Origin of the sequence: Devosia polycyclovorans (assembly GCF_042181575.1) — a bacterium.
Taxonomy (GTDB): Bacteria; Pseudomonadota; Alphaproteobacteria; order Rhizobiales; family Devosiaceae; genus Devosia; species Devosia polycyclovorans.
On record NZ_CP170082.1, the window covers coordinates 1,098,971 to 1,124,176 of the forward strand.

Genomic DNA, 25,206 nt, shown 5'->3' on the forward strand with positions numbered 1-25,206 from the left:
ATGAGCATTGAGTTTGTGATCACCACCCTGTTCGTCGTGGTTTCGCCGGGGGTGGGTGCGCTCTATACCATCGCGGCGGGCCTTGGCCGGGGTGGGCGTGCCAGTCTTTGGGCAGCCTTGGGTTGTACTTTGGGCATCGTGCCGCACATGCTGGCTGCGATCACAGGGCTGGCGGCAATCCTGCATGCCAGCGCCCTCGCTTTCGAAATCATCAAATATGCCGGGGTGGCTTACCTCCTATGGATGGCATGGTCGACCTTGAGAGAGACTGGCGCGCTCAGTGTCGAGGCCGAGCGGGCGCCGAAAAGCGTTCGCAAGGTGATCACCGAATCCATCCTGATCAATATTCTCAATCCCAAGCTCTCGATGTTCTTCTTTGCGTTCCTGCCGCAATTCGTTGCCGCTGACACGCCGCACGCGGTCATGCGAATGCTTGAGTTGAGCGGGGTGTTCATGGCCATGACTTTCGCAGTTTTCGCGCTTTACGGGCTCTTCGCTGCCGCCATTCGAGTGCAGGTGATTTCTCGGCCCGCGATCATGGTCTGGATGCGCAGGAGCTTTGCCGCAGCCTTTGTTGCCCTGGGTGCCAAGTTGGCGCTGACGGAGCGTTGAGCGCCACGCTGTTCATCATCTCCGGACTGCCCGGCGTGGGAAAGTCGACGCGCGCCGCCGCTCTTGAGGCTGAAGCCGGTGCGGTGCGGTTTGAGCCTGACGCCTGGTTGGACGAACCCCACCTCGATCTGTGGGATGAGGAAAGGCGCGCTGCGATCGAGACCATACAGTGGCGGCTAGGCCGGCGGTTTCTTGCTGGGAGTGTCAGCGTCATCGTCGAATGGGGCACGTGGGGCCGGAATGAGCGGCTGGCCCTGATCGAGGATGCGCGGGCCTTTGGCGCACGGGTCGAGCTGATTTGGCTGACCGCAGCGGCCGAAGTCATGCTGGAGCGCATTCAGCAGCGGGGCCGTGAAGACCCGCCAATTACGCTTGAGCATATCCTGGAATGGCAGGCAGCGTTCCAGGCACCCGATGCGGACGAACTGGCGCACTATGACGCCGTGCACCGCCAGTAAAATCTGAACAAAGCGAACAAGCCCGCGTTAGACCTCCAAGCCAAATGGAGGAACCAATGAGCTATTTGCGTTTTGCCGCGATGATCGCGACCTCGACAGTGGTGATGTATGGGTTGATGTATCTCAACACCTATCAGTTCAACCACGTGTTCTACAGCCAGACCCGACTTTGGATGGCGCTGCTGATGGGGGCAGTTATGGCCGTGATCATGCTCGGGTTCATGTGGTCGATGTACAAGAGGCAGGCCGTAAACCTTGCCATCATCGCCGGTGCAATCGCGGTCTTTGCCGGGTCGCTGTTCCTCGTGCGAAGCCAGGCGCTGGTGGGCGATGTGGACTATATGCGGGCCATGATCCCGCACCACTCGATCGCCGTGCTGACCAGCACCAATGCCAATATCCGCGATCCCCGGGTGCGCGAACTGGCCGACGAAATCATTGCAGCGCAGGTGCGTGAGATAGACGAGATGAAGTCCTTGATTGCAGAGCTCGAAGCCAATCCGCCTCCAGCTAACGCGCCGCTACTGGCCCCCGAAAATCCTTCAGAACCCTAGACGCTCCCCACCGTCTTGAGCCGGATGCGCGGATGGACCTCGTTCTGGCTCATGACCACGGTTTGCGGGCGGAAGCGCTCGATGATCGAGCGGACATGGGGGCGGATGGAGGGCGAGGTGATCAGCACCGGCAGTTCGCCCTGCTGGGCGGCGCGCTCATAGGCTGACTGCACTGCGCCGATGAATTGCTGCAGCTTGCTGGGGGCCATGGCCAGATGACGGTTTTCACCGTCGCCAGCCATGGATTCAGCGAAGTCGCGCTCCCATTGCGGCGACAGGGTGAGCAAAGGCAGATTGCCGTCGGCGCCCAGATTGGCAGCGCAAATCTGGCGCGCGAGGCGGGCGCGCACATGTTCGGTGATCGAGGCGACGGACCGGCCATTGCCGGCAATCTCGGCCACCGCTTCTAGGATGGAAGAGAGATCGCGGATCGAAATTCGTTCCGTGAGCAGGGATTGCAACACGCGTTGCAGGCCCGAGACGGAGATCTGGCTGGGCACAAGGTCCTCGACCAGCTTCTGCTGATCCTTAGGCAGCCCCGAGAGCAGGGACTGCACATTGGCATAGCTGAGGAGGTCCGCGACATTGGACTTCAGCACTTCGGTCAGATGGGTCGAGATCACAGTTGAGGGATCGATAATGGAGAGGCCTCGCAATTCGGCTTCGTCGCGTAGCGCGGGCTCGATCCAGGTGGCCGGCAGTCCGAAGGTGGGTTCGGTCGTGTGGTTGCCCGGCAGGTCGATCGGATTGCCATAGGGGTCCATGACCATGAGCTGATTGGCATAGACCTCGCCGGCGCCCGCCTCGACCTCCTTGATGCGGACCTTATAGTCGTTGGGCTCCAATTGCATATTATCGAGAATACGCACGGGCGGCATGACGAAGCCCAGTTCCAATGCCAGCTGGCGGCGGAGCGCCTTGATCTGCTCGGTCAGGCGGTCATTGCCATTCTCGTCTTCCTTGACCAGGCTCAACAGGCCATAGCCCAGCTCGAGCTTGAGATCGTCGATCTTGAGGCTGTCGGTAATTGGTGGCTCGGATGGTTGGGCCGGCGGCGGCGCCTTGGCCAGCTCTTCGGCCTGTTCTTTCACCTGGCGGACGGCTTTGGATTTGCCTGCACGGTAGGCGGCGTAGCCGACACCGCCGGCCAGAGCCAGGAACGGCAACATTGGCATCCCGGGTAGCAGCGCCAGGGCAACCATTACCGCCGAGGACATGCCCAGGGCGCGTGGATAGCCGGTGAACTGCAGCGACAGGGCCTTGTCGGCGGCACCGGTGACGCCGGATTTCGACACCAGAATGCCAGCCGCGGTCGAAACGATCAGCGCGGGGATCTGGCTGACGAGGCCATCGCCGATAGTGAGCAGAGTGTAGTTGTTAGCCGCTTCCTGAAAGCCCAGGCCTTGCTGCATGATGCCGATCAGCATGCCGGCGGAAACGTTGATGAAGGTGATGATCAAGCCGGCAATGGCATCGCCACGCACGAATTTGCTGGCACCATCCATGTTGCCGAAAAAGGCGCTTTCGCCTTCGAGGTCCGCGCGGCGCTTCTTGGCGGTGTCCTCATCGATCAGCCCGGCCGAAAGGTCGGCGTCGATGGCCATCTGCTTGCCGGGCATGGCATCAAGGCTGAAACGCGCGGCAACCTCAGCGATACGCCCCGAACCCTTGGTGATGACGATGAAATTGACGATCACCAGGATGATGAAGACCACAATACCGATGACGAAATTGCCCGCCGTTACGAAGCTGCCGAAGGCCTCGATGACGTGGCCGGCGGCACCGGTGCCATTGTGGCCATCGGACAGAATGAGCCGCGTGGTCGCCAGGTTCAGACCCAGCCGCAGCATGGTGGCGATCAAGAGGACGGTCGGGAAGGACGAGAATTCCAGTGGCTTCTGGATGAACAGCGAGGTCATCAGGATCATCACCGAGAAGACGATCGAGATGGCCAGCAGCATGTCCACCAGAATGGGCGGCATGGGCACGATCAGGATGACGATCAGCGCCATCACGCCCGTGGCAAGCGCGATATCGCCCGAGCGTAGGGTCTCGATCACCTTGCTAAGCGAAGGGAACGAGAAGCCTGGTTGTTTGCCGGATGGAATGTCGGTCATGGATCAGGGCTCAGGCCGCCCCGCGCTTTTCGCCGGGCTCGGGCACATGCACGCCCTCATCGGCATACTGGTTGAGCTTGTTCCTGAGCGTGCGGATCGAAATGCCCAGGATATTGGCCGCGTGGGTGCGATTGCCCAGTGTGTGGTCAAGGGTATCGAGGATCAGGTCGCGCTCCACATCGGCCACTGTGCGGCCCACCAGGGCCCGGTTCATAGCCTCAGCGGTCTGGGCCAGCTGGGCGGCGGGCGATGCCGCCTGCGCGGCTTCACTCAGGCCCATGCCGTCGGGCAGGACAATGGCGTCCGGGCCGATTACGTCGCCCGAGGAGAGCAGCACGGCGCGGTGCAGCGTGTTTTCAAGCTCGCGCACATTCCCCGGCCAAGGCGCCCTGACCAGAGCCTGGCGGGCTTCGGCAGACAGGCTGCGCGGCGGTAGCCCATTAGCCTTGGCGTATTTGGCGACGAAATGTTCGGACAGGGCAATGATGTCGCCGGGCCGTTCGCGCACCGCCTCGTTGAGATTGCGATTGGACGTAGCCAGGATGCGGATATCCACCGGCACAGGCTTGGTGCCGCCTACGCGGTCGATAATGCGTTCCTGAATGGCGCGCAGGAGCTTGGCCTGTAGGCGCACATCCATTTCCGAGATTTCATCGAGCAGCAGCGTGCCGCCCGAGGCTTCCTCAAACTTGCCGATACGGCGGGCGATGGCGCCGGTGAAGGCACCTTTTTCGTGGCCGAACAGTTCGCTCTCAAGCAGCGCCTCGGGAATGGCGGCGCAGTTGATGGAGATGAACGGCTTGTGGGCACGCTTGGAGCGGCCATGCACATATTTGGCGATGACTTCCTTGCCGGTGCCGCTCTCGCCGGTGATCAGGATCGAGGCTTCCGAGCCGGCGATCTGCTCGGCCATCCTGACCACGCGCTCCATGGCCGGATCGCGATAAAGGAAGTCCGAGCTTTCCCGCGCCACGGCCGCGATCACGGCTGCGATCAATTCGGCGTCCGGCGGCAGCGGGATATATTCCTTGGCGCCGGCGCGGATGGCATTGACGGCCGCCGCAGCATTGGTCTCGACGCCGCAGGCGACCACCGGAATGGCGATGCGCTCGGCTTCGAGGCCCGCGATCAGCCCGGCAATGTCCATCATCACGTCGACCAGAAGCAGGTCGGCGCCCTTGCCGGAGCGGAGTGAGGCCAGGGCGATCTCGATGGATGGCGCATGGGCGACCTTGGCGCCGCCATCCATGGCCATCTTGGTTGCTGTCGAAAGTTGACCTTCCAGAGCCCCGATAATGAGCAATCGCATGATCGTGGTCTCCTATTGCGGCTTGATGATTTCGGTCATGGTGACGCCGAGCCGGTCTTCGACCAGCACGATTTCGCCGCGTGCCACCAGGCGTTCATTGATAAAGATTTCTACGGCCTCACCGACCTGTCGATCCAGTTCGATGACCGTGCCGGTATCGAGCTTCAATAGATTGGATACAGGCATCTTGGTGCGGCCCAACACGACGGAGACGCGGACGGGGACGTCGAACACGGCCTCCAGGTCTGCTGCGGTGCGTTCCAAATGGGCTTCGCCACGGCTGCTGCGCTCGGGCGCATCCATCTCGCTGAGGTTGAAGCCCTCGGCAGCGGTGATGTCGTCTTCTGGCTCGGTCATCATCCGTTCTCCTTGCTTTGGCCGCGCGTGCGGGCCGCGAGATAGCTAGCGATCTGGCGATCGATCTGGCGCGATGTATCGGCGATGTCACGCACCAGACCACCGTCGACCCATTCCAGGCGCCCGTCGCCGAGGCGAATATCAGGGTCACCCATCACCACCAGCCGGCCGGCAAAGCCGGAGTGGGACATCTGGGCTGTGGCCGTGTCGCGAATAGCGTCCGCCAGGTCAGGGTGGCAGCGGATCACCAGATGCGGCACACCGCTGAGGCTGGGCAGGCATTCGGCAACCAGTGCTTCGAGTTCAGCCAGCGGGAAGCGTGCGACAAGGTGGAGCGCCAGCTTGCGGCCCACGCTCAGCGCCAGTTCCACGGCCTGTTCGTGATGTTCGGCGCGGGCAGCATCCAGCGCGTTTGCGCTTGCAGTTGTTTGGGTTGCCAGGGAGCCGGCGGCGGCGGCGATGGTCTGGGCGGCCATGGACGCGGCATTCTGCTCGCCAGCCTTCAGGCCCTCTGCATAGGCCTCTTCGCGCGCATTGGCGATCAGCTGGGCCACCACATCCTCGGGGATGGATGGCACGGGCGCTGGCGCAGACCGCTTGGCGGCGGAGCGGGGCTCCAGGTCCAGGTCGAAATTGAAACGGGCGGGTTGGGCCATGGCGTCAGGCAATCATCTGGTCGTCGGCTTTGGACTTCATGATCAGAATTTCGCCCTTGGCGGCGAGATCCTTGGCGGTGGCGACCATGCGGGTCTGGGCCTCGTCCACATCCTTGAGGCGCACCGGCCCCATGCCTTGCATATCGTCCTGCAGCATCTTGGCGGCGCGGCTCGACATATTGTTGAAGAAGCTTTCCTTGACCTGGTCGTTGGCGCCCTTGAGCGCGAGCGCTAGGTCGCGCTTGTCGAGCTTGCTGAGCAGGGTCTGGATCGCCGACATGTCCAGCTTGGCCAGGTCCTCGAAGGTGAACATCAATTGCTTGATGCGCTCGGCATCGTCGCGATTGACCTCTTCGAGATTGGTGATGAAGCGCGCCTCGGTCTGACGGTCGAAGGCGTTGAAAATTTCGGCCATCTGCTCGTGGCTGTCGCGGCGCTTGGTGTGGTTGAGCGTGGACATGAACTCGGTGCGCAGGGTCATCTCGATCTTTTCGAGAATTTCCTTCTGCACCGGGTCAAGGCCCAGCATGCGGGTCACCACGTCCATGGCCAGTTCCTCGGGCAGCACGGCGAGCACCTTGGAGGCGTGTTCGGTCGCGATCTTGGAGAGGACCACGGCGATGGTCTGGGGATATTCGTTCTTGAGATAGGCCGCCAGAACGTCGGCCTGCACGTTGGAAAGCTTCTCCCACATGTTGCGGCCAGCCGGTCCGCGGATTTCCTCCATGATGGCGTCCACCTTGTCCTGGGGCAGAAAGCTCAGGAGCAGGCGTTCGGTGCTGTCGGTATTTCCCGAGAGCGATCCATTGGAGGAAATGGTCGTGACGAACTCGATCATCAGGTCGTCGAGCATTTCCTGGGTGATCGGGCCCAGCCGCACCATGGCGCGGGAAAGCTGCTTGACCTCAAGCTCGTCCAATTCGTCGAAGATCGGTCTGCCGTAGTCTGGGCCCAGGGCGAGCAGCAGGGCGGCGGCCTTCTCGTCGCCCTTGAGCAAGCGCTGCTCGCCGCCCACCTGGAGCTGTCCGTTCGGCACACCCCCGGGCGTCGAGGCCAGGGCTGCGTTTTCGTCCTTGGATTGGGAAACCAGTGCCATTGCCGCTACGCCGCGTTGCCGAGCCAGTCACGCACGATGAGCGCGGCCTGCTTGGGGTTTTCCTCGACCAGCGTACCGACCGTCTTGAGCGTCTGGAGCTGGGTTTCGCCCATCGACTTGGCATTGGCCACCCAGGCAGGGGTCTTGTCGCGTGGGGTTTCGTCTATCTCCGGGATCACCTGGCCATCAGCGCCCAGGACGCCATGGTGGCTGACCTCCGCAGCCTCGGGCAGGGCCAGAGGCTGGGTTTCCGGGGTCAGGGCCTTCTTGAGCAGCGGGCGCATCACAAAGAAGACCAGAGCCAGGGCGATGAGCACGGTCACGGCCATCTCGGCGCCATTCATGATGTCATCGCGGGTGAAGTCGAGCAGGCCTGCTTCTGCCCCGGTGCCGGGTGGCGCCAGGTCCGGGCGCTCGGCAAATTGCATGTTGACCACTTCCACCGTGTCGCCACGCTCAGCCGAAAAACCCACCGCCGACCGCACCAGGGTCAGGATCTGGGCCACTTCGTCGGCCGTGCGCGGGGTGTAGGTCAAATTGCCGGCGCCATCGTCGGCATAGGTGCCATCGACCACCACGGCCACCGACAGGCGTTTGAGGGCCCCGGCCTCGGTCACATTGGTCTCGGTGGTCTTGGAAATCTCGTAGTTGATGACTTCTTCGGTAGACGTGCCTTGCTCAGTGACACCGGCGGCGCCATTGTTCTGGTTGGCACCAGGCAACTCATTGGCCACGGTCACCTGGCCATTATTGCCGCCCGACAGGTTCTCGCTTTCCCGGGTCTGGGTCGAGCGCACCACCTGGCTTTCGGGGTCGAACAATTCCTGGGTGGTGGTGGAGCGATTGAAGTCGAGTTCTGCGGCAACCTCGACGCGGGCCCGGCCGGCGCCCACGATATTGGCCAGCATATTCTCCAGGCGGGTGCGCAGGCGGTTTTCATAACCCAGCGTGCGCTCGTCATTCTGGGCGGTCATGACCCCGGCGACGTCTTCGCCGGTCCCGGAGGCCAGGAGGTTGCCCTGGTCATCGACGATCGATACCCGGCTTGGCGTCAGGCCCTCAATGGCCGAGGCCACCAGATGCTGGATGGCGCGAATTTCTCCTGTGGAGAGTTCGCCGCGCGTGGTCAGCACGATGGAGGCCGAAGGGTCCTTGCGTTCGCGGCGGAACAATTCGCGCTCGGGCAGCACCAGGTGCACACGGGCACCAGTGATTCGGTTGAGCGATCCAATGGTCCGCGCCAGCTCGCCCTCGAGCGCGCGGACATTGTTGATGTTCTGAACGAAGCTGGTGGCACCCAGGGTGGATTGCTGGTCGAAGATCTCATAACCGACCTGACCGCGGGTGGGCAGGCCCTCACCAGCAAGCGTCATGCGCATGGTGGTGATCTGGTCGCGCGGGATCAGGATGGTGTCGCCTTCGCCTCGCAATTCATAGGGAATGTTGAGGGTTTGCAGCTCAGTGACGATGGAAGAGGAGTCTTCAAGGCTGAGGCCGGAATAGAGCGGCGCCAGGTTCGGCGTCTGCGATCGCATGATCAGGAAGCCGAAGAAGCCCAGCATCAGCACGGCGACCAGGGCCATGGCGGCAATGCGCGGCAGGCCGATCCGGTTGATGAGGGTGTTCAGACTATCCACGCCGCGACTCTGGTCAATTGCAATGCGGTCAATGGTGCCCCCAAGACCGATGGGCAAAAATTACCTAGTGGATGGTAAACAATGTATTAACTGGCTGTTGCAACTTGCGATTTTGGGCAAGAACTGCCGGGTCAGGTTAAGCGGAGGTAAATGGAATGATGCGGATTCTGGGGCGTGTGACGTCCATAAATGTGCGCAAGGCCCTGTGGGCGGCGCGGGAGTTGGGGCTGGATTACGCGCATGAGGATTGGGGCTTGCCCAATCGTGATCCGAAAGTGCCCGAATTCATGGCGCTCAACCCAAATGCCAAGGTGCCGGTGCTGGTCGAGGACGATTTCGTGCTCTGGGAGAGCGTTGCCATCATGCTCTATCTCAACCGCAAGGCCGGGGGCGGGCTCTTGCCCGAGGATGCGCGACAGCAAGGTCTCGTCATGCAATGGGTGCTCTGGCAGAACAACGAGATGGGCTCGAATTGGGCCTATCCGCTGATGTCGATCATCCGCAAGGCGCCGGGCTTCGACGATCCGCAAAAGATTGCCGACAATATCGAGGCCTGGACGGGCAAGATGAACATCATTGAGGCTCATCTCGCCAGAACCGGCGATTTTGTCGTGGGCAGCGCCTTCAGCCTGGCCGACATCGCCATCACGCTGGGCTTGCATCGCTGGTTCGCAATCCCCTTCGAGCACCCGCCCATGCCGGCCAGCCAGGCTTATTACGAGCGAATGAAGTCGCGTGCGACGGCAACCGAGTGGCTCGCCGACGCAACTCCATAGCGGAAACACAAAACCCGCCGGGTTGAACCGGCGGGTTTTGTTTGGGGTTTCCCGAGATCAGCGTGAGAAGGTGTCAGCCCTCTCTATAGTGCTGAATCCAGGTTGTCCGGAGTCCGGCAAGGCCATGCTTGTCGATGGCGGCCTGCCAGTTGAGGAATTCATCGACGCTGAGCGTATAACGCTCACACGCCTCTTCTAGGCTGAGCAGGCCACCGCGAACGGCGGCGACAACTTCTGCCTTGCGGCGGATAACCCACCGTCTCGTATTGGCTGGAGGAAGGTCCGCAATTGTCAGCGGACTGCCATCAGGGCCAATAACGTACTTCACGCGAGGACGCATCTGTACGGTCATTTTACTCTCTACTCAAACCTGACCATATGAGCCTGAGAGTAGGGCAGTGAGCTTAAGATACCCCTAAGGGGAAACTTACAACAGGTTAAGAAACGCCAGAGGTTTCAATCAATTGCGCAAGAGAATGCGCAGGCCGCATCCGGGTCGGACATCAGCCTGCGCAAGGGGCAACCGGTAGCAGCCGATCAGCTTCCGGCTTTCTCTTCTGCGGGGGGAGTGTTGACCTGCCGGATACTGGTCACATCGGAAAGTGCGACCTTGTTCTTGCCCACGGTCAGCATCGGCTCGGCGCCAGAGAAGTCCACGGCGGTGACGACGCCCACCGAGGAGGTCGAAACCTTCACCTCGTTCCCCGCCAGATTGGTGCCCTTGATAGAGATGGTGTAGACGCCATCCGGCTTCTTATTGCCATCCGACCCCATGCCGTCCCAGAGGAAATTTCCAGGGCCTGCATTGAGCGAGCCGGATTCGGTATAGACCACCTGGCCGGACGCGTCCTTGATGGTCACCGTGGCATTGGCCACACTGGTAGCAGCATTATAGGCCCAATAGGCACCGCCATCCTTGAGTTCGGCGGTTTCGCCAGACGCGGTCACTTCCTTGCCGATATAGGAGACGGCGTCGGCGCGATAGCTGGTCTGGGTGTTGAGCAGCAGGGCTTCCAGGAATTCATTGGTCTTGAGCTGCTGTTCGACGCCGGAGAACTGCACCAATTGTGCGGTGAACTGGTTGGTGTCGAGCGGGTCGAGCGGATTCTGATTCTTGAGCTGGGTCGTCAGGATCGAGAGGAAAGTGTCGAAATTGCCAGCAATCGTCGAGCGCGCAGAAGATACCGCGCTGCTGGACGAACTGGAGGAAACGCCATCGACTGCCATAGACCTAACTCCTTACACGGTGATGTTGACGCCGCTGGCCGTGAGGGCGCCACGATAAAGATTGACCAGGGGCACCGGCTCTTCGCTGGTCTCGACCGAGCCAGTGTTCTCGTCGGCGGAGCCGGACTGACCGCGGGTATTCTGGCCATCACCCATCTGCCCCTGCTGTCCCGCAAAGGGGTTCTGCTTGAGCGAGAATTCGAGATTGGTCTTGCTGCTGTCGAGCCCGGCCTGCTGCAGGGCGCGCTCCAGCCCGCGCTGGTCGCGCTGCATCAGGTCGAGCGTTTCAGCCTTTTCCACGACCAGGCGCGCATTGACCTGACCGGTTTCGTTGATATCGAGCCGCACATCAATGCGACCGAGTTCGGGTGGGTCGAGCCTGATCTGGAAGCGGGTATTGCCGTCCTGCACCTGGCGCGCCAGTTCGAAAGCAATCTGCGGCAGGTTGAGCTGCTGCTGACTGGTCTGGTAGCCCGCCTGAATGATGCGCGGATTGGCGGTGGCATCAAGGCGGGTCGCGCTGGCAGCCTCAGCGCCGGCCTCAGCCGAGGGTGCAGGGGTATTGGACCCGTCCACCGGTGCCGTTGCGGGCGCAGCCTGGTTGCGATTGTCGCGCGCGGCGGGTTCAACACGGTCCCGGCCGCGATCAGCACCGGACTGATTGCGGGTGTCGCTCTGATTGTCCGATGTTTCCATCTGCCCGGCAGCGGCGGTCGTCGAGGACAGTTCGGGCGTTTCGGCGGACTGTGCGGGCTTGCCCGCCAAGACCGGTTCGCTGACCTTAAGGGCAGGGGTGGCCAATGCCGGTTCTTCGGGCACGGCGGCAGCCTGTTGCGGCAGGCCGGCCGCAAAGCGGCTGAGGGCCGCCTCGATTTCGGCATCAAGCGGCTGACCAGGCGCCATGCCAAGGGCCGCCAGCTTCTCGGGCGGCACGTCGCCCTCGGTCAGGGCCGAGAGCAGGGCGCCCAGCTTGTCGCTGAGAGTTTTGAGCTGTGCATCGGCGGACGGCGCGAGCGCGGCTTGCTTTCCCTCGATGGCTGGCTGGGCGGTATATAGCGACTGGGCGAGCGGCGCCAGCAATTGTGTCAGCGCGCCGGCAAGGCCGCTCTCGTCCGATTCCGTGGTTTGGAGCAAGGTCGCGAAATCGCCGGGGATGGCCAGTTCATCAAGGCTCAGCCCCAGCGCATTGGCCAGACCGGTCAGCGCCATCTCCACCTGAGCCAGCAGTTCGGGATCAAGCGGCTCGCCCTGGTCCAGGCTGGTCTTGAGGGCGCCGAGCGCCTCGACGAAGTCCACCATGGGCTTGGGGTCGGCGTTTGCGGTTGGGAGCACTGGCCCATCAATGGCAGCTGCCAGGGCATCGGGGTCGCTGGAGTCCTCGCTTGAACCGTCCGACAGCTCCCCATCGATGGCATTCTGCAAGGTCACCCGAAAGAGGCCTGCAAGGCCATTGGCACCGTCTTGCCCCGGTCCGGTGGTCGCAAGGCCTGCCGGCGCGTTTGTGGCAATGGTCTGCGAATCTGCTCCGGCCAGAAGTGCCGCAAACAGGCCGAGCAGGCCCTTGGGTTCGCTGGTCGCGTCCTGTGCCCCGGCCTGCTGGCCGGCGAAGGCGCGCGCCGAGGCGCTGGGTCCGCTGATAATCGTCAGATGTGAAGCCACTTAGGCGCCCTTGAACAAACACTCATCCGGTCAGGGCGATGCAAAAGGCTTGCCAGACAGCGGCAGGAAAAATTGATGTTTTTATACAGATAGATAGGCCGGAGCAGCGCAACTGCAGCCGGTACGTGCCGGGTCAGGCTTGCCGGGCAGGCGGCAAAAGCTGCCGGGTGTCCCGATGGACAGCGGGCCTGCTTTTGCGTATGGAAGCGGCCTACAGTTTCCGCTGGCCCTTGACCCCAACCGGATACGAGAAAAGATGTTGAACTCGCTTGATATTGCCAAGCGCCCAGAGGATACGCGCGTTGTTGTCGCCATGTCCGGGGGCGTGGATTCCTCCGTTGTTGCCGGATTGCTCGCCCGCGAGGGCTATGAAGTGGTGGGTGTGACCCTCCAGCTCTACGATCATGGTGAAGCCATTCATCGCAAGGGTGCCTGTTGCGCCGGGCAGGACATTCACGATGCGCGCCGCGTTGCGGCCAAGCTGGGCATCCCCCATTACGTGCTCGACTATGAAGAGCGCTTCAAGAACGCCGTCATCGAGCCGTTCGCCAATGCTTATCAGCAGGGCGAGACCCCCGTCCCCTGCATTGCCTGCAACCAGTCGGTCAAGTTCGTCGACCTGATGACCGTCGCCCAGGATCTGGGCGCCGATGTGCTGGCCACCGGGCATTATGTGCAGACCCGGTTGGGCGCAGATGGCCGCCGCCATCTCTTCCGTCCGGTCGACGGTGACCGCGACCAGTCCTATTTCCTTTTCGCGACAACGCAGAGCCAGCTCGATTTCCTGCGCTTTCCGCTGGGCGGCATGGGCAAGGCCGAGGTGCGCCAGCATGCGCGCGACATGGGCCTCGAAATCGCCGAAAAGCATGACAGCCAGGACATCTGCTTCGTGCCGCAGGGCAAGTATGCCGATATCATCGCCAAGATGCATCCTGAGGCACTCGCCAAGGGTGAAATCGTCCACATGGACGGCCGGGTGCTGGGCGAGCACGAGGGTATCGTTAATTACACGATCGGCCAGCGCAAGGGCCTGGGCATCGCCGCTGGCGAACCGCTCTATGTGGTCAAGCTCGATCATCGCACCGGCCGCGTCATCGTCGGCCCGCGCGAGGCGTTGAAGACCCACACGGTTCGCCTGCGTGACGTCAACTGGCTGGGCGGCCTGCCACTGGCCGAAGCCAGCGCCGGCAATGGCGCGCCGGTCGAGGTCAAGGTCCGCTCCACCCGTGGCCCGCAGCCGGCCGTCATCCAGATGCGCGACGGCGATGTCTATGTGACGCTCGTTTCGGGCGAATATGGCATTTCCCCCGGCCAGGCCTGCGTCTTCTATGCCGATGACAGTGAAACCAGCGAAGTGCTGGGCGGCGGTTTTATCGCCGAGGCGGTACCGCAGGCGCTGGTGGCTTAGCCTACTCCCCGCTCAATTGCTCTGCGGTCGGTTCCTTGGCCGCATCCGATGCTTCGCGCAGCGCCTGATAAGAATTCGGGCCGCCTAGAAACATGCCGATGGAGATCAGCAGCACCAGCGCGCCCATGAGCAGGATCATGATGCGGGTGCGGTTGAGGCCGAAGGGGCCGTTTTTCTGTTCATCAGCCATTGTTCTAGCCTCCCGCGAAAAAAAAGTTGGGCACCGGCCAAAGGACTGGCGCAGCACTGTCGTCTTAGTCTCTAGTTTAGCCCGGAGAGGCAAGTCGTGCATGCTGGAATGATGGGACTGACCGCCGCACCCCCGCCGGACGTGACCGACGCACTGACCCGCGCGCTGGTTGCGCGCGCCGCCAATGGCGATGGCGCGGCCTTTGCCGAGCTGATCGAAGGCCAGTATGACCGCATTTACCGCACTGCCTGGCGCTGGTGCGGCCATCGCGACGATGCCGAAGACATTGCCCAGGAGGTCTGCGTCAAGATCGGGCAGGGGATCGCTGGCTTTGACGGGCGCAGCGCCTTTGCAAGCTGGGTCTATCGCATCACGCTCAATGCCGTGCGCGATTGGCAAAGGGCCGGTGTCCGGTGCGGCCGCCAAGTTGATGCCTATGCCGAAGTGACTCCCACCGAGGCCGAAGCAGAACAGGAAGCGGCGGCAACCAGCAGCCAGCTGTGGGACGCCGTCCGCACCCTGCCGGAAAAACAGCGCGACGCGGTGTTGCTGGTCTATGCCGAAGAGCTGAGCCACGCCGAAGCCGCTGCCATCATGGGCATCAAGGAAGCCACCGTTTCCTTCCACGTATTTGAAGCCCGCAAGACATTGAGAGGGCTGATATGAGCTTTCCCGAAGACAAAGATCCGTTCGAAGCCTTGAAATCGAGTGCCGTGCCGCCCCCCAGAGCGGCCGCCCGCAACCGCGCCCTCGCCGCTGCCCGCGCTGCTTTCGACGCCGAACAGGAAAAAACTTCCGAGGCGCCCAAAGGAAATCCGGCGGGCGGCCGTCTCATGTCCATCATCAATTCCTTGAAGAGGATTTCGATCATGGACATGCGCATTCCCGTCGGCACGGCCGCCATTGCTCTCCTGGTGCTGCCGCTGGGCTGGCAGCTCTACAACACCACATCGCTCGCCCCGACCTCGCAAGTCGTGCCGCAGGGCGACCAGCCGGTGGAACTGGCCGAGAGCGACGCCGACGCCGCACCCGAACCTGCCTTGGCGACGGAGGCGCGCGAAAAGGCTCCCGTCGACGCTGAAATGGCCCTCTCCAACCAGGTCGATGCCATCGCGCCCCTCGCTCCTGCTCCGATGGCGACCGCTGAAAGCGAAGTGGGCCGCGGCGTTGCTGCCACCAAGGTGGCGGTGGACGCGCCAGCGATGGACATGTCGGCAGCGCCGGCTGGCGGCATGATGGCCGAAAGCGCCGCCCACTATATGCAGCCCTCCCAGGTCGTGATGCCGAGCGGCGACGAATTCGCGGGGTTCGAGGAACAGCGCCTTAAGGTCGCCACCGAGGAGCCGGTTTCGACCTTCTCGCTCGATGTCGATACGGCGAGCTATGCCTATACCCGCCGCACGCTCGAAGATGGCTATTTGCCTGAGCGCGACGCGGTTCGCATTGAGGAGTTGATCAACTACTTCCCCTATGCCTATCCAGCAGCGGACAGCGCTGACGTGCCGTTTACGCCGACGGTGATGGTCTATCCCACGCCCTGGAACGAGAAGACGCAGATCCTTCAGATCGGCATCAAGGGCTTTGAGCCCGAAGTTGCCGGTACGCGCAGCAACCTGGTCTTTCTCATCGACACGTCCGGGTCGATGGACGAGCCCGACAAGCTGCCGCTCCTCAAGCGCGCCTTTGGTCTCCTGCTCGACCAGCTCTCGGCCAATGACACGGTCTCCATCGTCACCTATGCCGGCTCGGCGGGGGTGGCGCTGAAACCCACCTCGGCCGATAACAAGGCCGAGATCATGGCGGCGCTCGACCAGCTTTACGCTGGGGGGAGCACGGCAGGCGCAGAGGGGATCGAACTGGCCTATCGGCTGGCCGAGCAAGCCCGCATCGAGGGCGGCACCAATAGGGTGATCCTGGCTACCGATGGCGATTTCAATGTCGGCATTGACGATCCGGAACAGCTCAAGGACTTTATTGCCGACAAGCGCCAAAGCGGCGTCAGCCTTTCGGTGCTCGGGTTCGGCTGCGGCAATCTCGATGACGCAACCATGCAGGCCCTGGCCCAGAACGGTAATGGCAATGCCAGCTATATTTCGAGCTTTGCCGAAGCCACGAAGGTCTTGGTCGAGGAGATCGGCGGCACGCTTCACACGATCGCCAAGGATGTGAAGGTGCAGATCGAGTTCAACCCGGCCAGGGTCGCAGAATATCGACTCATCGGCTACGAAACCCGCGCGCTCCACCGCGAGGATTTCAACAATGACGCAGTCGATGCCGGCGAGGTTGGCGCCGGAACCACGGTCACCGCGCTCTATGAAATCACCCCGGCGGGCTCGGGCGGGGAACTGGTCGATCCGCTGCGCTATGGCGGGACGGAGGCAGGCGCGCCTTCGGAAGAGATCGCCTTCCTCAAGATGCGCTACAAGCTGCCCGAAAGTGACGTCAGCCAACTCATCGAGCAGCCTGTCACGGCCGAATTGGTCTATGGCGACATTGCCGAAGCCGGCGTCGATGCGCAGTTTGCCGCTGCCGTCGCCGCTTTCGGGCAGAAGCTCAAATCCAGCGTCTATGGCACAGCCATGCGCTGGGACGAGATCGAGGCGCTGGCCCAGGCCGGGCGCGGGGTAGACGAGGGTGGATACCGGGCGGAGTTTGTCCGCCTGGTCGATATGGCAAGTCTAGTGAAGCCCGATACGCATACCGATGTGTGCGGCGCGAGTGCCAGCGGGTGTGACTAGCAGCGCAGCGACACCTCCCGCCCTTTGGCGGAGAGGTTGCTGTAGGCTGGGTGAGGGGCCTTGTTGCGGGGGTGCCCGAAGGCCCTCTCACCCGCCGACTTCGTCATCGACCTCTCCTACAAAAGGGAGAGGCAGAACCTACACCAGCGGCTTCAAACCCGCTTCGATCTGGGCGCGGCGGCTTTCCAGGTAGGGGGGCAGGGCCAGGGTTTCACCCAGGCTCTCCATCGGTTCGTCGGCAGCAAAGCCGGGAACGTCCGTGGCAATCTCGAAGAGAATGCCATTGGGCTCACGGAAATAGAGCGAGGTGAAGTAGAAGCGCTCCACTTCGCCCGACGAACGGATGCCGAAGCTGTTCACCCGCTTGATCCACTCGCGCAAGCTCTCCTGGTCGGGGGTGCGGAATGCCACGTGATGCACGCCACCGGCGCCGGGTCGCGCCTGGGGCAGGCTTGGATCAACTGAGACATGCAGCTCGGCGGCCGGGCCACCCGGACCCATCTCATAGACAAACACTTCGCCATTGCGTTCTCGCGCCGGGTAATTGCGCACCTGGCGCATGTTCATCACCCGGGTCAGCATGGCGTCGGTCGGCTCCAGGTTCGGCACCGAGAGGGTAATGGGGCCCAGGCCAATGATCTGCTTGTCGGCCGGCACGGGCGATTTGGCCCAGGGCACGACCTTGTTCTTGTCATCGACCACAAGGCGGAAACGCTGGCCTTCGAAATCCTCGAAATCGAGGGAGAGGTGGCCAAAGCGCTCCTTGATGGCGCTGGTGGCGACATTGTTGGTCTGCAGGTGGTCCTTCCACCATTGCAGGGTCTCGGCGCTGTCCACGCGCAGGCCGGTGCGACCCACTGTGTGATTGCCGCGCTGCTCGCGCATTGTGTTGAAATCAAAGAAAGTCAAATCCGCGCCGGGCGAAGCCACGCCATCGCCATAGAACAGGTGATAGGCCGAAGTGTCGTCCTGGTTCACCGTTTTCTTGATCAGGCGCATGCCCAGGGTCTGGGTATAGAACTGAAGGTTCTTTGGGGCGTCGGCGGTCACGGCGGTCAGGTGATGGATGCCGCCAAGTTCGAGAGTCATTGCAAATCTCCTCGGGGCTTCGTGCAAAGCCGCTGATGAATGAGAGGTCGGCGCAGGCCGCGCCGCTGTTCAAGTGTCAATCTAGGTTAGGGTGGCGCGCTCGCCTAGCGACCCAATGATGACGCACTGATGCGAAATAGCGAACAACCACCTTACGTTCACAATGTTGAGCCCCATGTCTTTGTGAAGTGCGAGGAGCCGGAGGAAGCGCTAAAGAAGAGGAACAAAGGATGAACAATGGTAGCCCTCACACTGACTCGAAAACTGGCAATTCTTGCCGATGCCGCCAAATACGACGCCTCCTGCGCCTCAAGCGGCAGCGAGAAGCGCAATAGTGCTGGCACCAAAGGCATAGGTTCGACCGAGGGGAGCGGCATCTGCCATTCTTACGCCCCCGATGGCCGATGCATCAGTCTTCTGAAACTGCTGCTGACCAATTTCTGCATCTATGACTGCGCCTATTGCATCAACCGGTCTTCGTCCAATGTTCAGCGCGCGCGGTTCTCGGTGGACGAAGTGGTTCGGCTAACTCTGGATTTTTATCGTCGCAACTATATCGAGGGCCTCTTTCTCTCCTCCGGCATTATCCGCTCGCCGGATCACACGATGGAAGAGCTGATCCGGGTAGCCCGCACGCTACGCGAAGAGCATCTGTTCGCCGGCTATATCCACCTCAAAGTCATTCCCAATGCCGCGCCCGAACTGCTGGCGGAGGCGGGGCGCTGGGCCGACCGGCTCTCGACCAATATTGAACTGCCCACCGATGGGGCGCTGGAGCAATTGGCGCCGGAAAAGCGCCCCTCTGAAATCCGTACGGCCATGGCCAGGCTGCGCGGCCGGCTCGACGAGGCGGCGCCCGAAGGCAAGAGCAAGGCCAAGCCGGAAAAGTTTGCCCCAGCCGGGCAGTCAACGCAGATGATTGTGGGCGCGGACGGCGCCAACGATGCCGCCATCCTCACCCGTGCGGCGGGGCTCTATTCGGGCTACCGGCTGAAACGAGTCTACTATTCGGCTTTCTCGCCCATTCCCGACGCCAGCGCCCGTTTGCCTCTGAAACCGCCGCCGCTCATGCGGGAACATCGCCTCTACCAGGCTGATTGGCTGATCCGCTTTTACGGTTTTGACGTGCCCGAGATCGTTTCGGGCGGCGAGGACGGCGATCTCGATCTTGCGATCGACCCCAAACTCGCCTGGGCGCTCAAGCAAAGGCAGAACTTTCCAGTGGATGTAAACAGAGCGGACCGCGACTGGCTGTTGCGCGTCCCAGGCCTTGGTGTCAACGCGGTCAATCGGATCATCGCGTCGCGCCGCTTTCACCGGCTGACCCTGGCAGACATTGCCCGGATGACCGCCTCCATAGACAAGGTCCGCCCGTTCATCACCTGTGCCGATTGGACGCCCGGAGCACAGCTCGATGATCAAAGGCTGCGGCAGAAGCTGGTGCCGCCGGCGCAGCAATTGAGCTTGTTCTGATGCTGGCTGTCCGGCTCGAAAGGCTCAATGACCTGGAAGAATGGCGCGGCAAGGCGCGTCGCCTGCTGATGGCGGGAATGCCGCCGCACCAATTGGTCTGGCGCGTGGCAGGCGAGGAGAATGGCCTTTTCGAGGCTGGTGACAGCATGCTGCCCAGCGTTGATGGGCCGGTCGGAACCGTATCGCGCAATTTCATCGATCTGGCAGAAGGGGTTATTCAACATGCCGATCCGGAGCGTTTCGCCATCCTCTATCGCGTGCTCTGGCGGCTGCAGGCCGAACCTCGCTTTCTGGACAATGCCGGGAACCGGGACAGCGCACTGCTCCAGCGCATGGCGTCCGCCGTGCGGCGGGATGCGCACAAGATGAAGGCCTTCGTGCGGTTCCGCTCGGTTCCAGAAGGCGATCGTGAGCGCTTCATCGCATGGTTTGAGCCCGACCATTTCGTGCTCGAAGCGACAGCGCCATTCTTCGCGCGCCGCTTTGCCGGGATGGCCTGGGCCATCGTCACTCCCTATGCGAGCGCCTGGTGGGACGGTGCTGCACTCAACTTCGGGCCTGGCGGCGCCAAGGCGGACGTTCCCGCCCACGATGCTGTCGAGGACGACTGGAAGACCTATTATGCCTCTATCTTCAATCCCGCGCGTCTCAAGGTTGCGATGATGAAAAGCGAGATGCCGGTCAAATATTGGCGCAACCTTCCGGAGGCCGAACAGATTGCTCCCCTGATCCGGAACGCAAAGGCCATGGAGATCGAGATGATCGAGCGCGCCGCCACGCAGCCGCCGGCGCGGCATCTGCGTCAACAGCAACGCCTGTCCGATGACGCGCAAGGTCACGCTATCACCTCGCTTGATACGGCCCGCGAAGCGGTCCAGTCCTGTCAGCGTTGTCCGCTTTTTGAGCAGGCGACGCAGGCCGTGTTCGGGGAAGGTCCAGCGCAAGCCGGCGTAATGTTTGTGGGGGAGCAGCCCGGCGATCAGGAGGATATTGCGGGCAAGCCCTTTGTCGGTCCTGCGGGAAAGGTGCTGGACGACGTGATCGAAAAGGTGGGGATCGATCGGCGAAGGGTCTATGTCACCAATGCAGTCAAGCATTTCAAATTCACGCCACGCGGCAAGCGCCGAATTCACCAGCGGCCGGACGCTGGGGAGGTGCAGGCTTGCAAGTTTTGGCTGGGCCATGAGATCCGATTGGTGCGTCCCAAAGTGATTGTGGCACTTGGCGCCACGGCTGCGCAAAGCCTTCTCGGACGGTCAAGTGTCACCATTTCCAAGGTCCGCGGCGCGCCGATAGCCCTCGATGATGGCGCCTTGGTCTTTGTGACCAATCACCCTTCTTATCTGCTGCGCATACCCGACGCAGAAGGGCAAATGCGGGAGCGCGCCAAGTTCGAGGCGGACATGGCCGTCGTGCGCGACATGATTGTGGAGTTGGAAAAGTCGGGTCGCCCGCGCAGCAGTGCTTGACAGAGTCATCCGGCAAACCTTAGTAAGGCGCGCGTCGGCCAACCACCGACGGCCTCTTTGGGGCGGAGTAGCTCAGTTGGTTAGAGCAGAGGAATCATAATCCTTGTGTCGGGGGTTCAAATCCCTCCTCCGCTACCAAAATTCTTATTATATTTGAGGTAGTTAGTTTTCGCGAGCGGCTTCTTGGTGGCCTATTGCGGCCGATATCTGCATCATATCACAAGGCCTCCTTCGGAAAAGGTAGGGCCGTGCGGTGACGTCGCATGACACTTGTCCGGAGGGCCGCACTCAAACGCCGTTAGTTCCTAATTCACCCCATTCGCGGCATTAGGCGTCCAACGGGCGCTTGTCGCTCGGGCCGAGAGCTTGAAAAACGTGACGCGAACGGATGTTTCCGATTGGCTCAAGCAGGCGCAGGATGTTGAACCAGTCGACCTATTCGAGGGGAGCGAACTCCACCGCGTCATACCCCGGCCGTTCTGCTGTGGCATCGGGGAGGGCCGAAGGTCCTGTCATTGAGCGTATGCCTTTCTCAGACACCGCGCACCTTGAGCGCGAAGCGGGGCGGCCGTTCGCAGGCTGTCTCATGGTGGCCAGGGTGACGGGCCGTGCCCGGTCACGCATCAGAGCATGAACTCTGCCAGATCCTCGCTCGCTTCGGTCTCCTCCTGGGATGCCGACCCAGGACCCGCCGCATTGCCGGCGGCCACAAGCAGGCGGTCGTGAATCTGGCGTTCGGCCTCCATGGTGTAGCTTCTGCGCAGAGCCTCCAGAATGGCGGCCAGTTCGGTTGTCATTGCCGTCGGCGGGTCCTGGGTGCTGAGCGCGGCGGTGGCAATGGCGATATCGTCAAGGGTTTCCGCCATCGCCGACTGGCCTGAAAGGCAATGGGCGGCCGCTTCAAGCAGGCCGAGGACCTTGGGACCATCGCTGTTGAGCCGCTTGAGCGCGTCGGCCAGGCTCTGATCCAGCCTGGACAGGATGTCGAGCGCCAGGTTGGCCTGCTCTTCGAGCTGCCCGATCTGACCGCTGCCCTGGTCCGAGGCGGCGCCGAACACCCCGGCCAGAGTGGAGGATTCGTCCAGCCGCGCCATGGCGGTCTCGGCCGCCACTACCGTGTCGCTGGTCAGTTCACGCAATTGGGTGGCGATAACGGTCAGGGAGGCGCCACGTGGCCCGAGCTGAGCGCAACGCACGGCGGCATTGAGGCTGACCAGGCGCATATTGGCCTCGATCTCCTGCACGGCTTCGACATGTTCGAGCAGGGTCCTGACCGTTTCCTGCACGGCTTGGCCAACGATCTCGAGCTTGTTACGCTCAGCCTCGAAATCGGCCAGAATGGTCACAGCCTTGCGCAACTGAGCGGAGAGGCTGGCAATGGCCGAGCTGGCGCCGTGCTCGTCGCCATGAAAGTCCCGGCTGCGCGCCATGATGGTGTCAGCATCGGCGGCCAGGGCCGACAGATCGGCTTCTGCCTGCCCGACTTCCTGGGCAAAACTCTCGGCGGTACCGACAATCTGCTGGTACTGTAGATTGGAGAACGCGGCCAGGGCAGTTTCATGCTGTTCGCCGGGCAGAGTCTGGCCCCAGGCGGCGTGACCCTCAATGAGGTCGGCCAGGCTCGTCAGGGCCAGTTCGGCATGCTCGATCCGCTGTCGCGTCGCGTCGCCAACCTGCAGCGACATTACGGCGCTGCCGATGCGGCCCACGATCTGACGCGAAACGCGGCCGGTTTCGGCACTGCTCTCCAACGCCACGGCGCGTTGCTGTTCGAGCGCGCTTAGGGTCGCGCCAAGACTGCTGCCCAGATGTGTGAGTGTATCGGCATGAGCCGCCTCGAAGCGGGCACGCTGGTTGGTGGCGCGGTCCACCTCGGCTGTGAGTTGTCGATAGACCTGGGCAAAATCCTGAATGGTGCGGGTGGCGGAATCGGAAAGCGTAGCGATGTCGGTGGTGAAGACGTCGAAATCCTCGCTGTCTCCGACTATGCCGGCGGCCGTGACGCGTGCATTGACCGAGACGATGCCCATCATCTTGACGGCGCGCTTAAGGTCGGAGATCGGGGCGTTGGCTGCGGCCACCACCTCGGCGAGGCGGGCCAAGTCCGATTTCTCCTGCGTAAAGGTGGTGGCAAGTTGCTCAGCGCGGGAGGCAACGGCGCGCAAATGCGTGCTGGCCTCTTCCACTTGCGCACCACCCAACACCTGGGGCAGGGCTTCGAACAGCTTTGAAAGCTTGCTGAGCAGCGCCGCGCCATCGGTCAGTCGGCCCCCGACAGCGACGAAGGCTGCCTCGATATCCTGGCGGGGACGAGCCAGTTCGTTAGCCAGGCGGCGAATGGCGCGGGGATCGGCAGTGGTCACGTCTTTGCTCCGGAAGTGGCGGCGCGCGCATGCGCAACGATTTCGCCCGCTATTCTAGATAGAGGGAGGGTGCGACCGGCGCCGCCGCGGGCAATGGCTTCCTTGGGCATGCCGAACACCACGCAGCTGGCTTCGTTCTGGGCAATGGTGGGGCTGCCCATTTGACGCATTTCGAGCAGGCCGCGCGCGCCGTCGTCGCCCATGCCGGTCAGGATGATGCCCAGAGCGTTGCGTCCGGCCGCTTGGGCGGTCGAGCGGAACAGCACATCAACCGATGGACGATGGCGCGAAATATGCGGCCCTTCTTGAATCGAGACGGTATAGCGCGAACCGTTGCGGACCAGCAGCATGTGCAGGTTCCCCGGGGCGATGAGCACTTGGCCCGGCTGGACCAGATCACCATCTTCGGCTTCCTTGACGCGCACGGCACAGCTCATGTCGAGCCGCCGGGCAAAGGCGGTGGTAAATTTTTCCGGCATGTGCTGGACGATCAGTATGGGCGGCGCGTCGGCGGGTAGCGCCTCAAGCACTTCGCGCAATGCCTCCGTGCCTCCGGTGGATGCGCCGATGGCCACAATTGGTTCAGTGTCGGGGAGCCGGGCAATCAGGCTTTCCCGGCGCGTATCGGAAATAGGGGGAATGATGGCATCGGCAGTCAGCTTGGCCTCGACCTTGACGTCGGGAGCAGGCGCGCGCAGTTCGGGGCTGGCCTTGGCGATGCCCCGCATTTTGGCGTGGGCTGCAGCCTTGGCGGCATCGCAGATGCGCATGCGCGACTCTTGCAGGAACTGGGCCGTGTCCACGCGGGGCTTGGCCACCACGTCGACTGCGCCGGCTTCAAGCGCCTGCATGAAGGCGTCCGATCCGTCCTGAGCCAGGCTCGAGCAGATCACAACCGGAATGGGACGCTGCGACATGATTTTGCGCAGAAAAGTGATCCCGTCCATGCGCGGCAATTCAATGTCGAGAAACATCACATCCGGTACTTCCTGGCGGATGCGTTCGACGGCCACATAGGGGTCGGCGGCGGTTGCCATCACTTCCAGATCGGGGTCGGCCGAGATGATGTCGGAAAGCGTGGTGCGCACCGAGGCGCTGTCGTCAACGATCAGAACGCGGATCTTGTCTTTCATCGCTTCGTCTCGTTTCAGGTCTTCTGGAACACGGCAGGCGCGACCTGCCGCATGGTGATCGATGTGCCGATCATGGACTCCGAATGCCCAAGAAGAAGATAACCGCCGGGCCGCAAATGTCCGACCAGCCGCGAAATGACCTTCGCCTGGTCGGCTTTTTCAAAATAGATCAGCACATTGCGCAGCAGGATGATGTCGACGTCCCGGTCATAGGGGTAAGTCTCGTCCATCAGGTTGAGATGATCGAACCGCACCAGCCGGCGCAGTTCGGGGACGATGCGCACTTCGGGGCGGGCGCCGGGACGGCGGGCCTGCATGAGGTAGCGCGACTGCATGCCGGGGGGCACGGGAACGACCTGCTCGGCGGGATAGATCGCCCGGCGACCGGTTGCGAGCACATCGGTGGAAATGTCGGTGCCCAGGACGGCAAAGCGGAAGTCGCGGCGCTGGCCGGCCATGTCGGCCAATACCATGGCGGCGGTATAGGCTTCAGCGCCGGTCGAGCTGGCAGCGCTCCACACCTTGAGCAGAGGCATGCGGTCGCGGCGCTGTGCAATCAGCTCGGCAACCAGCTTCTTCTGCATCAATTCGAAATGTTCTGGCTCGCGGAAGAAGTCGGTCTTGTTGGTGGTAACCGCATTGATCAGATAGGTGATTTCGGTCTCCAGCCCGTCGCGCCGGAAAAGATAATCGCCATAGTCGGAGAAGCTGGCCAGATTGAGCGCGCGCAGACGGCGGCGCAGGCGCCCCTCGACCATCAGGCGCTTGCCAGGGGGCAGCTTGATGCCCACCTGTTGACCGATAAGGTTGGAAATCTTGCTGAAATCGGCGTCGGACAGGTGGTCGTCGTCTTCCAAGCGGTGTGCAAGGGCAGCCAATTGCGAT

Annotated in this window: 23 protein-coding genes and 1 tRNA gene; 10 read left to right on the forward strand and 14 right to left on the reverse strand. The window is 62.3% G+C overall.

Translation table 11 applies throughout. The features are described from left to right. From ACE4RL_RS05650 to ACE4RL_RS05660, 3 genes are read left to right on the forward strand one after another with little or no spacing between them, the layout of a single operon-like run. Nucleotides 1-612 (forward strand): LysE family translocator, encoded by a 612-nt coding sequence (locus tag ACE4RL_RS05650; RefSeq protein WP_375599541.1) that lies wholly within the window; start codon nucleotides 1-3, stop codon nucleotides 610-612. Further along, on the forward strand, nucleotides 609-1,070 hold the full coding sequence (locus tag ACE4RL_RS05655; protein WP_375599542.1) for an AAA family ATPase: 462 nt from the start codon (nucleotides 609-611) through the stop codon (nucleotides 1,068-1,070). Before ACE4RL_RS05650 ends, ACE4RL_RS05655 begins: the two co-directional genes overlap by 4 nt. 56 nt (nucleotides 1,071-1,126) lie before the next feature. Further along, nucleotides 1,127-1,624: a DUF305 domain-containing protein gene (locus ACE4RL_RS05660; RefSeq protein ID WP_375599543.1), complete on the forward strand. Its 498-nt coding sequence runs from the start codon at nucleotides 1,127-1,129 to the stop codon at nucleotides 1,622-1,624. Here ACE4RL_RS05660 and flhA read toward each other — a convergent pair. The 6 genes from flhA to fliF are packed head-to-tail and all read right to left on the reverse strand — an operon-like array spanning nucleotide 1,621 to nucleotide 8,796. Next, nucleotides 1,621-3,741, reverse strand: a complete 2,121-nt coding sequence (flhA, locus tag ACE4RL_RS05665) for a flagellar biosynthesis protein FlhA (RefSeq protein WP_375599544.1) — start codon at nucleotides 3,739-3,741, stop codon at nucleotides 1,621-1,623. The two genes, ACE4RL_RS05660 and flhA, sit on opposite strands and share 4 nt — an antisense overlap. Nucleotides 3,742-3,751: 10 nt before the next feature. Next, entirely contained in the window at nucleotides 3,752-5,050 is a 1,299-nt protein-coding gene (locus tag ACE4RL_RS05670) for a sigma-54-dependent transcriptional regulator (RefSeq protein ID WP_375599545.1), read from the reverse strand. Between the two features lie 12 nt (nucleotides 5,051-5,062). Further along, nucleotides 5,063-5,407 (reverse strand): flagellar motor switch protein FliN, encoded by a 345-nt coding sequence (fliN, locus tag ACE4RL_RS05675; protein ID WP_375599546.1) that lies wholly within the window; start codon nucleotides 5,405-5,407, stop codon nucleotides 5,063-5,065. Continuing rightward, the gene (locus ACE4RL_RS05680) at nucleotides 5,407-6,063 is read right to left on the reverse strand and encodes a hypothetical protein (protein ID WP_375599547.1); all 657 of its coding nucleotides are present in this window, start codon (nucleotides 6,061-6,063) and stop codon (nucleotides 5,407-5,409) included. Before ACE4RL_RS05680 ends, fliN begins: the two co-directional genes overlap by 1 nt. 4 nt (nucleotides 6,064-6,067) lie before the next feature. Beyond that, nucleotides 6,068-7,159, reverse strand: a complete 1,092-nt coding sequence (gene fliG, locus ACE4RL_RS05685) for a flagellar motor switch protein FliG (protein ID WP_375599548.1) — start codon at nucleotides 7,157-7,159, stop codon at nucleotides 6,068-6,070. Between the two features lie 5 nt (nucleotides 7,160-7,164). After that, entirely contained in the window at nucleotides 7,165-8,796 is a 1,632-nt protein-coding gene (gene fliF / locus ACE4RL_RS05690; RefSeq protein ID WP_375599549.1) for a flagellar basal-body MS-ring/collar protein FliF, read from the reverse strand. Between the two features lie 155 nt (nucleotides 8,797-8,951). On the opposite strand from fliF, the gene ACE4RL_RS05695 reads away from it, so the two are divergent. After that, nucleotides 8,952-9,572 carry a glutathione S-transferase family protein gene (locus tag ACE4RL_RS05695; protein WP_375599550.1) on the forward strand — a complete coding sequence of 207 codons (621 nt, stop codon included), beginning with the start codon at nucleotides 8,952-8,954 and terminating at the stop codon, nucleotides 9,570-9,572. Nucleotides 9,573-9,645: 73 nt separating this feature from the next. On the opposite strand, the gene ACE4RL_RS05700 is transcribed toward ACE4RL_RS05695, so the two are convergent. The 3 genes from ACE4RL_RS05700 to ACE4RL_RS05710 form a co-directional block, all read right to left on the reverse strand. Continuing rightward, nucleotides 9,646-9,924 (reverse strand): DUF1153 domain-containing protein, encoded by a 279-nt coding sequence (locus ACE4RL_RS05700; RefSeq protein ID WP_035085775.1) that lies wholly within the window; start codon nucleotides 9,922-9,924, stop codon nucleotides 9,646-9,648. Between the two features lie 185 nt (nucleotides 9,925-10,109). After that, on the reverse strand, nucleotides 10,110-10,799 hold the full coding sequence (locus ACE4RL_RS05705) for a flagellar hook assembly protein FlgD (protein ID WP_375599551.1): 690 nt from the start codon (nucleotides 10,797-10,799) through the stop codon (nucleotides 10,110-10,112). 12 nt (nucleotides 10,800-10,811) lie between these two features. Beyond that, nucleotides 10,812-12,458, reverse strand: coding sequence for a flagellar hook-length control protein FliK (locus ACE4RL_RS05710; RefSeq protein WP_375599552.1), 1,647 nt, complete (start codon nucleotides 12,456-12,458; stop codon nucleotides 10,812-10,814). A gap of 256 nt (nucleotides 12,459-12,714) precedes the next feature. On the opposite strand from ACE4RL_RS05710, the gene mnmA reads away from it, so the two are divergent. Then, nucleotides 12,715-13,866 (forward strand): tRNA 2-thiouridine(34) synthase MnmA, encoded by a 1,152-nt coding sequence (gene mnmA, locus ACE4RL_RS05715; protein ID WP_375599553.1) that lies wholly within the window; start codon nucleotides 12,715-12,717, stop codon nucleotides 13,864-13,866. Between the two features lies 1 nt (nucleotide 13,867). On the opposite strand, the gene ACE4RL_RS05720 is transcribed toward mnmA, so the two are convergent. Continuing rightward, nucleotides 13,868-14,056: a hypothetical protein gene (locus tag ACE4RL_RS05720; protein WP_375599554.1), complete on the reverse strand. Its 189-nt coding sequence runs from the start codon at nucleotides 14,054-14,056 to the stop codon at nucleotides 13,868-13,870. Between the two features lie 96 nt (nucleotides 14,057-14,152). Between ACE4RL_RS05720 and ACE4RL_RS05725 the strand changes: the two genes are divergently transcribed. Both ACE4RL_RS05725 and ACE4RL_RS05730 read left to right on the forward strand, forming a co-directional pair. Continuing rightward, nucleotides 14,153-14,722, forward strand: coding sequence for an RNA polymerase sigma factor (locus ACE4RL_RS05725; protein ID WP_375599555.1), 570 nt, complete (start codon nucleotides 14,153-14,155; stop codon nucleotides 14,720-14,722). Beyond that, nucleotides 14,719-16,794, forward strand: a complete 2,076-nt coding sequence (locus ACE4RL_RS05730) for a von Willebrand factor type A domain-containing protein (protein WP_375599556.1) — start codon at nucleotides 14,719-14,721, stop codon at nucleotides 16,792-16,794. Before ACE4RL_RS05725 ends, ACE4RL_RS05730 begins: the two co-directional genes overlap by 4 nt. A 138-nt stretch (nucleotides 16,795-16,932) precedes the next feature. Here the strand turns inward: ACE4RL_RS05730 and ACE4RL_RS05735 are convergent, their stop codons facing one another. Further along, the gene (locus tag ACE4RL_RS05735; protein WP_375599557.1) at nucleotides 16,933-17,883 is read right to left on the reverse strand and encodes a ring-cleaving dioxygenase; all 951 of its coding nucleotides are present in this window, start codon (nucleotides 17,881-17,883) and stop codon (nucleotides 16,933-16,935) included. 237 nt (nucleotides 17,884-18,120) lie between these two features. On the opposite strand from ACE4RL_RS05735, the gene ACE4RL_RS05740 reads away from it, so the two are divergent. The 3 genes from ACE4RL_RS05740 (at nucleotide 18,121) to ACE4RL_RS05750 (ending at nucleotide 20,963) form a co-directional block, all read left to right on the forward strand. Then, the gene (locus ACE4RL_RS05740) at nucleotides 18,121-19,356 is read left to right on the forward strand and encodes a putative DNA modification/repair radical SAM protein (protein ID WP_375599558.1); all 1,236 of its coding nucleotides are present in this window, start codon (nucleotides 18,121-18,123) and stop codon (nucleotides 19,354-19,356) included. Next, complete coding sequence (locus ACE4RL_RS05745; protein WP_375599559.1) at nucleotides 19,356-20,825, forward strand: UdgX family uracil-DNA binding protein; 1,470 nt, start codon at nucleotides 19,356-19,358, stop codon at nucleotides 20,823-20,825. Before ACE4RL_RS05740 ends, ACE4RL_RS05745 begins: the two co-directional genes overlap by 1 nt. A gap of 61 nt (nucleotides 20,826-20,886) precedes the next feature. Further along, nucleotides 20,887-20,963, forward strand: a tRNA-Met gene (locus ACE4RL_RS05750). Nucleotides 20,964-21,448: 485 nt separating this feature from the next. Here ACE4RL_RS05750 and ACE4RL_RS05755 read toward each other — a convergent pair. The 3 genes from ACE4RL_RS05755 to ACE4RL_RS05765 are packed head-to-tail and all read right to left on the reverse strand — an operon-like array spanning nucleotide 21,449 to nucleotide 25,199. Beyond that, nucleotides 21,449-23,188: a hypothetical protein gene (locus tag ACE4RL_RS05755; RefSeq protein WP_375599560.1), complete on the reverse strand. Its 1,740-nt coding sequence runs from the start codon at nucleotides 23,186-23,188 to the stop codon at nucleotides 21,449-21,451. Next, nucleotides 23,185-24,321, reverse strand: coding sequence for a chemotaxis response regulator protein-glutamate methylesterase (locus tag ACE4RL_RS05760; RefSeq protein WP_375599561.1), 1,137 nt, complete (start codon nucleotides 24,319-24,321; stop codon nucleotides 23,185-23,187). Before ACE4RL_RS05760 ends, ACE4RL_RS05755 begins: the two co-directional genes overlap by 4 nt. A gap of 14 nt (nucleotides 24,322-24,335) precedes the next feature. Continuing rightward, nucleotides 24,336-25,199: a CheR family methyltransferase gene (locus ACE4RL_RS05765; RefSeq protein ID WP_375599562.1), complete on the reverse strand. Its 864-nt coding sequence runs from the start codon at nucleotides 25,197-25,199 to the stop codon at nucleotides 24,336-24,338. Nucleotides 25,200-25,206 lie beyond the last annotated feature (7 nt).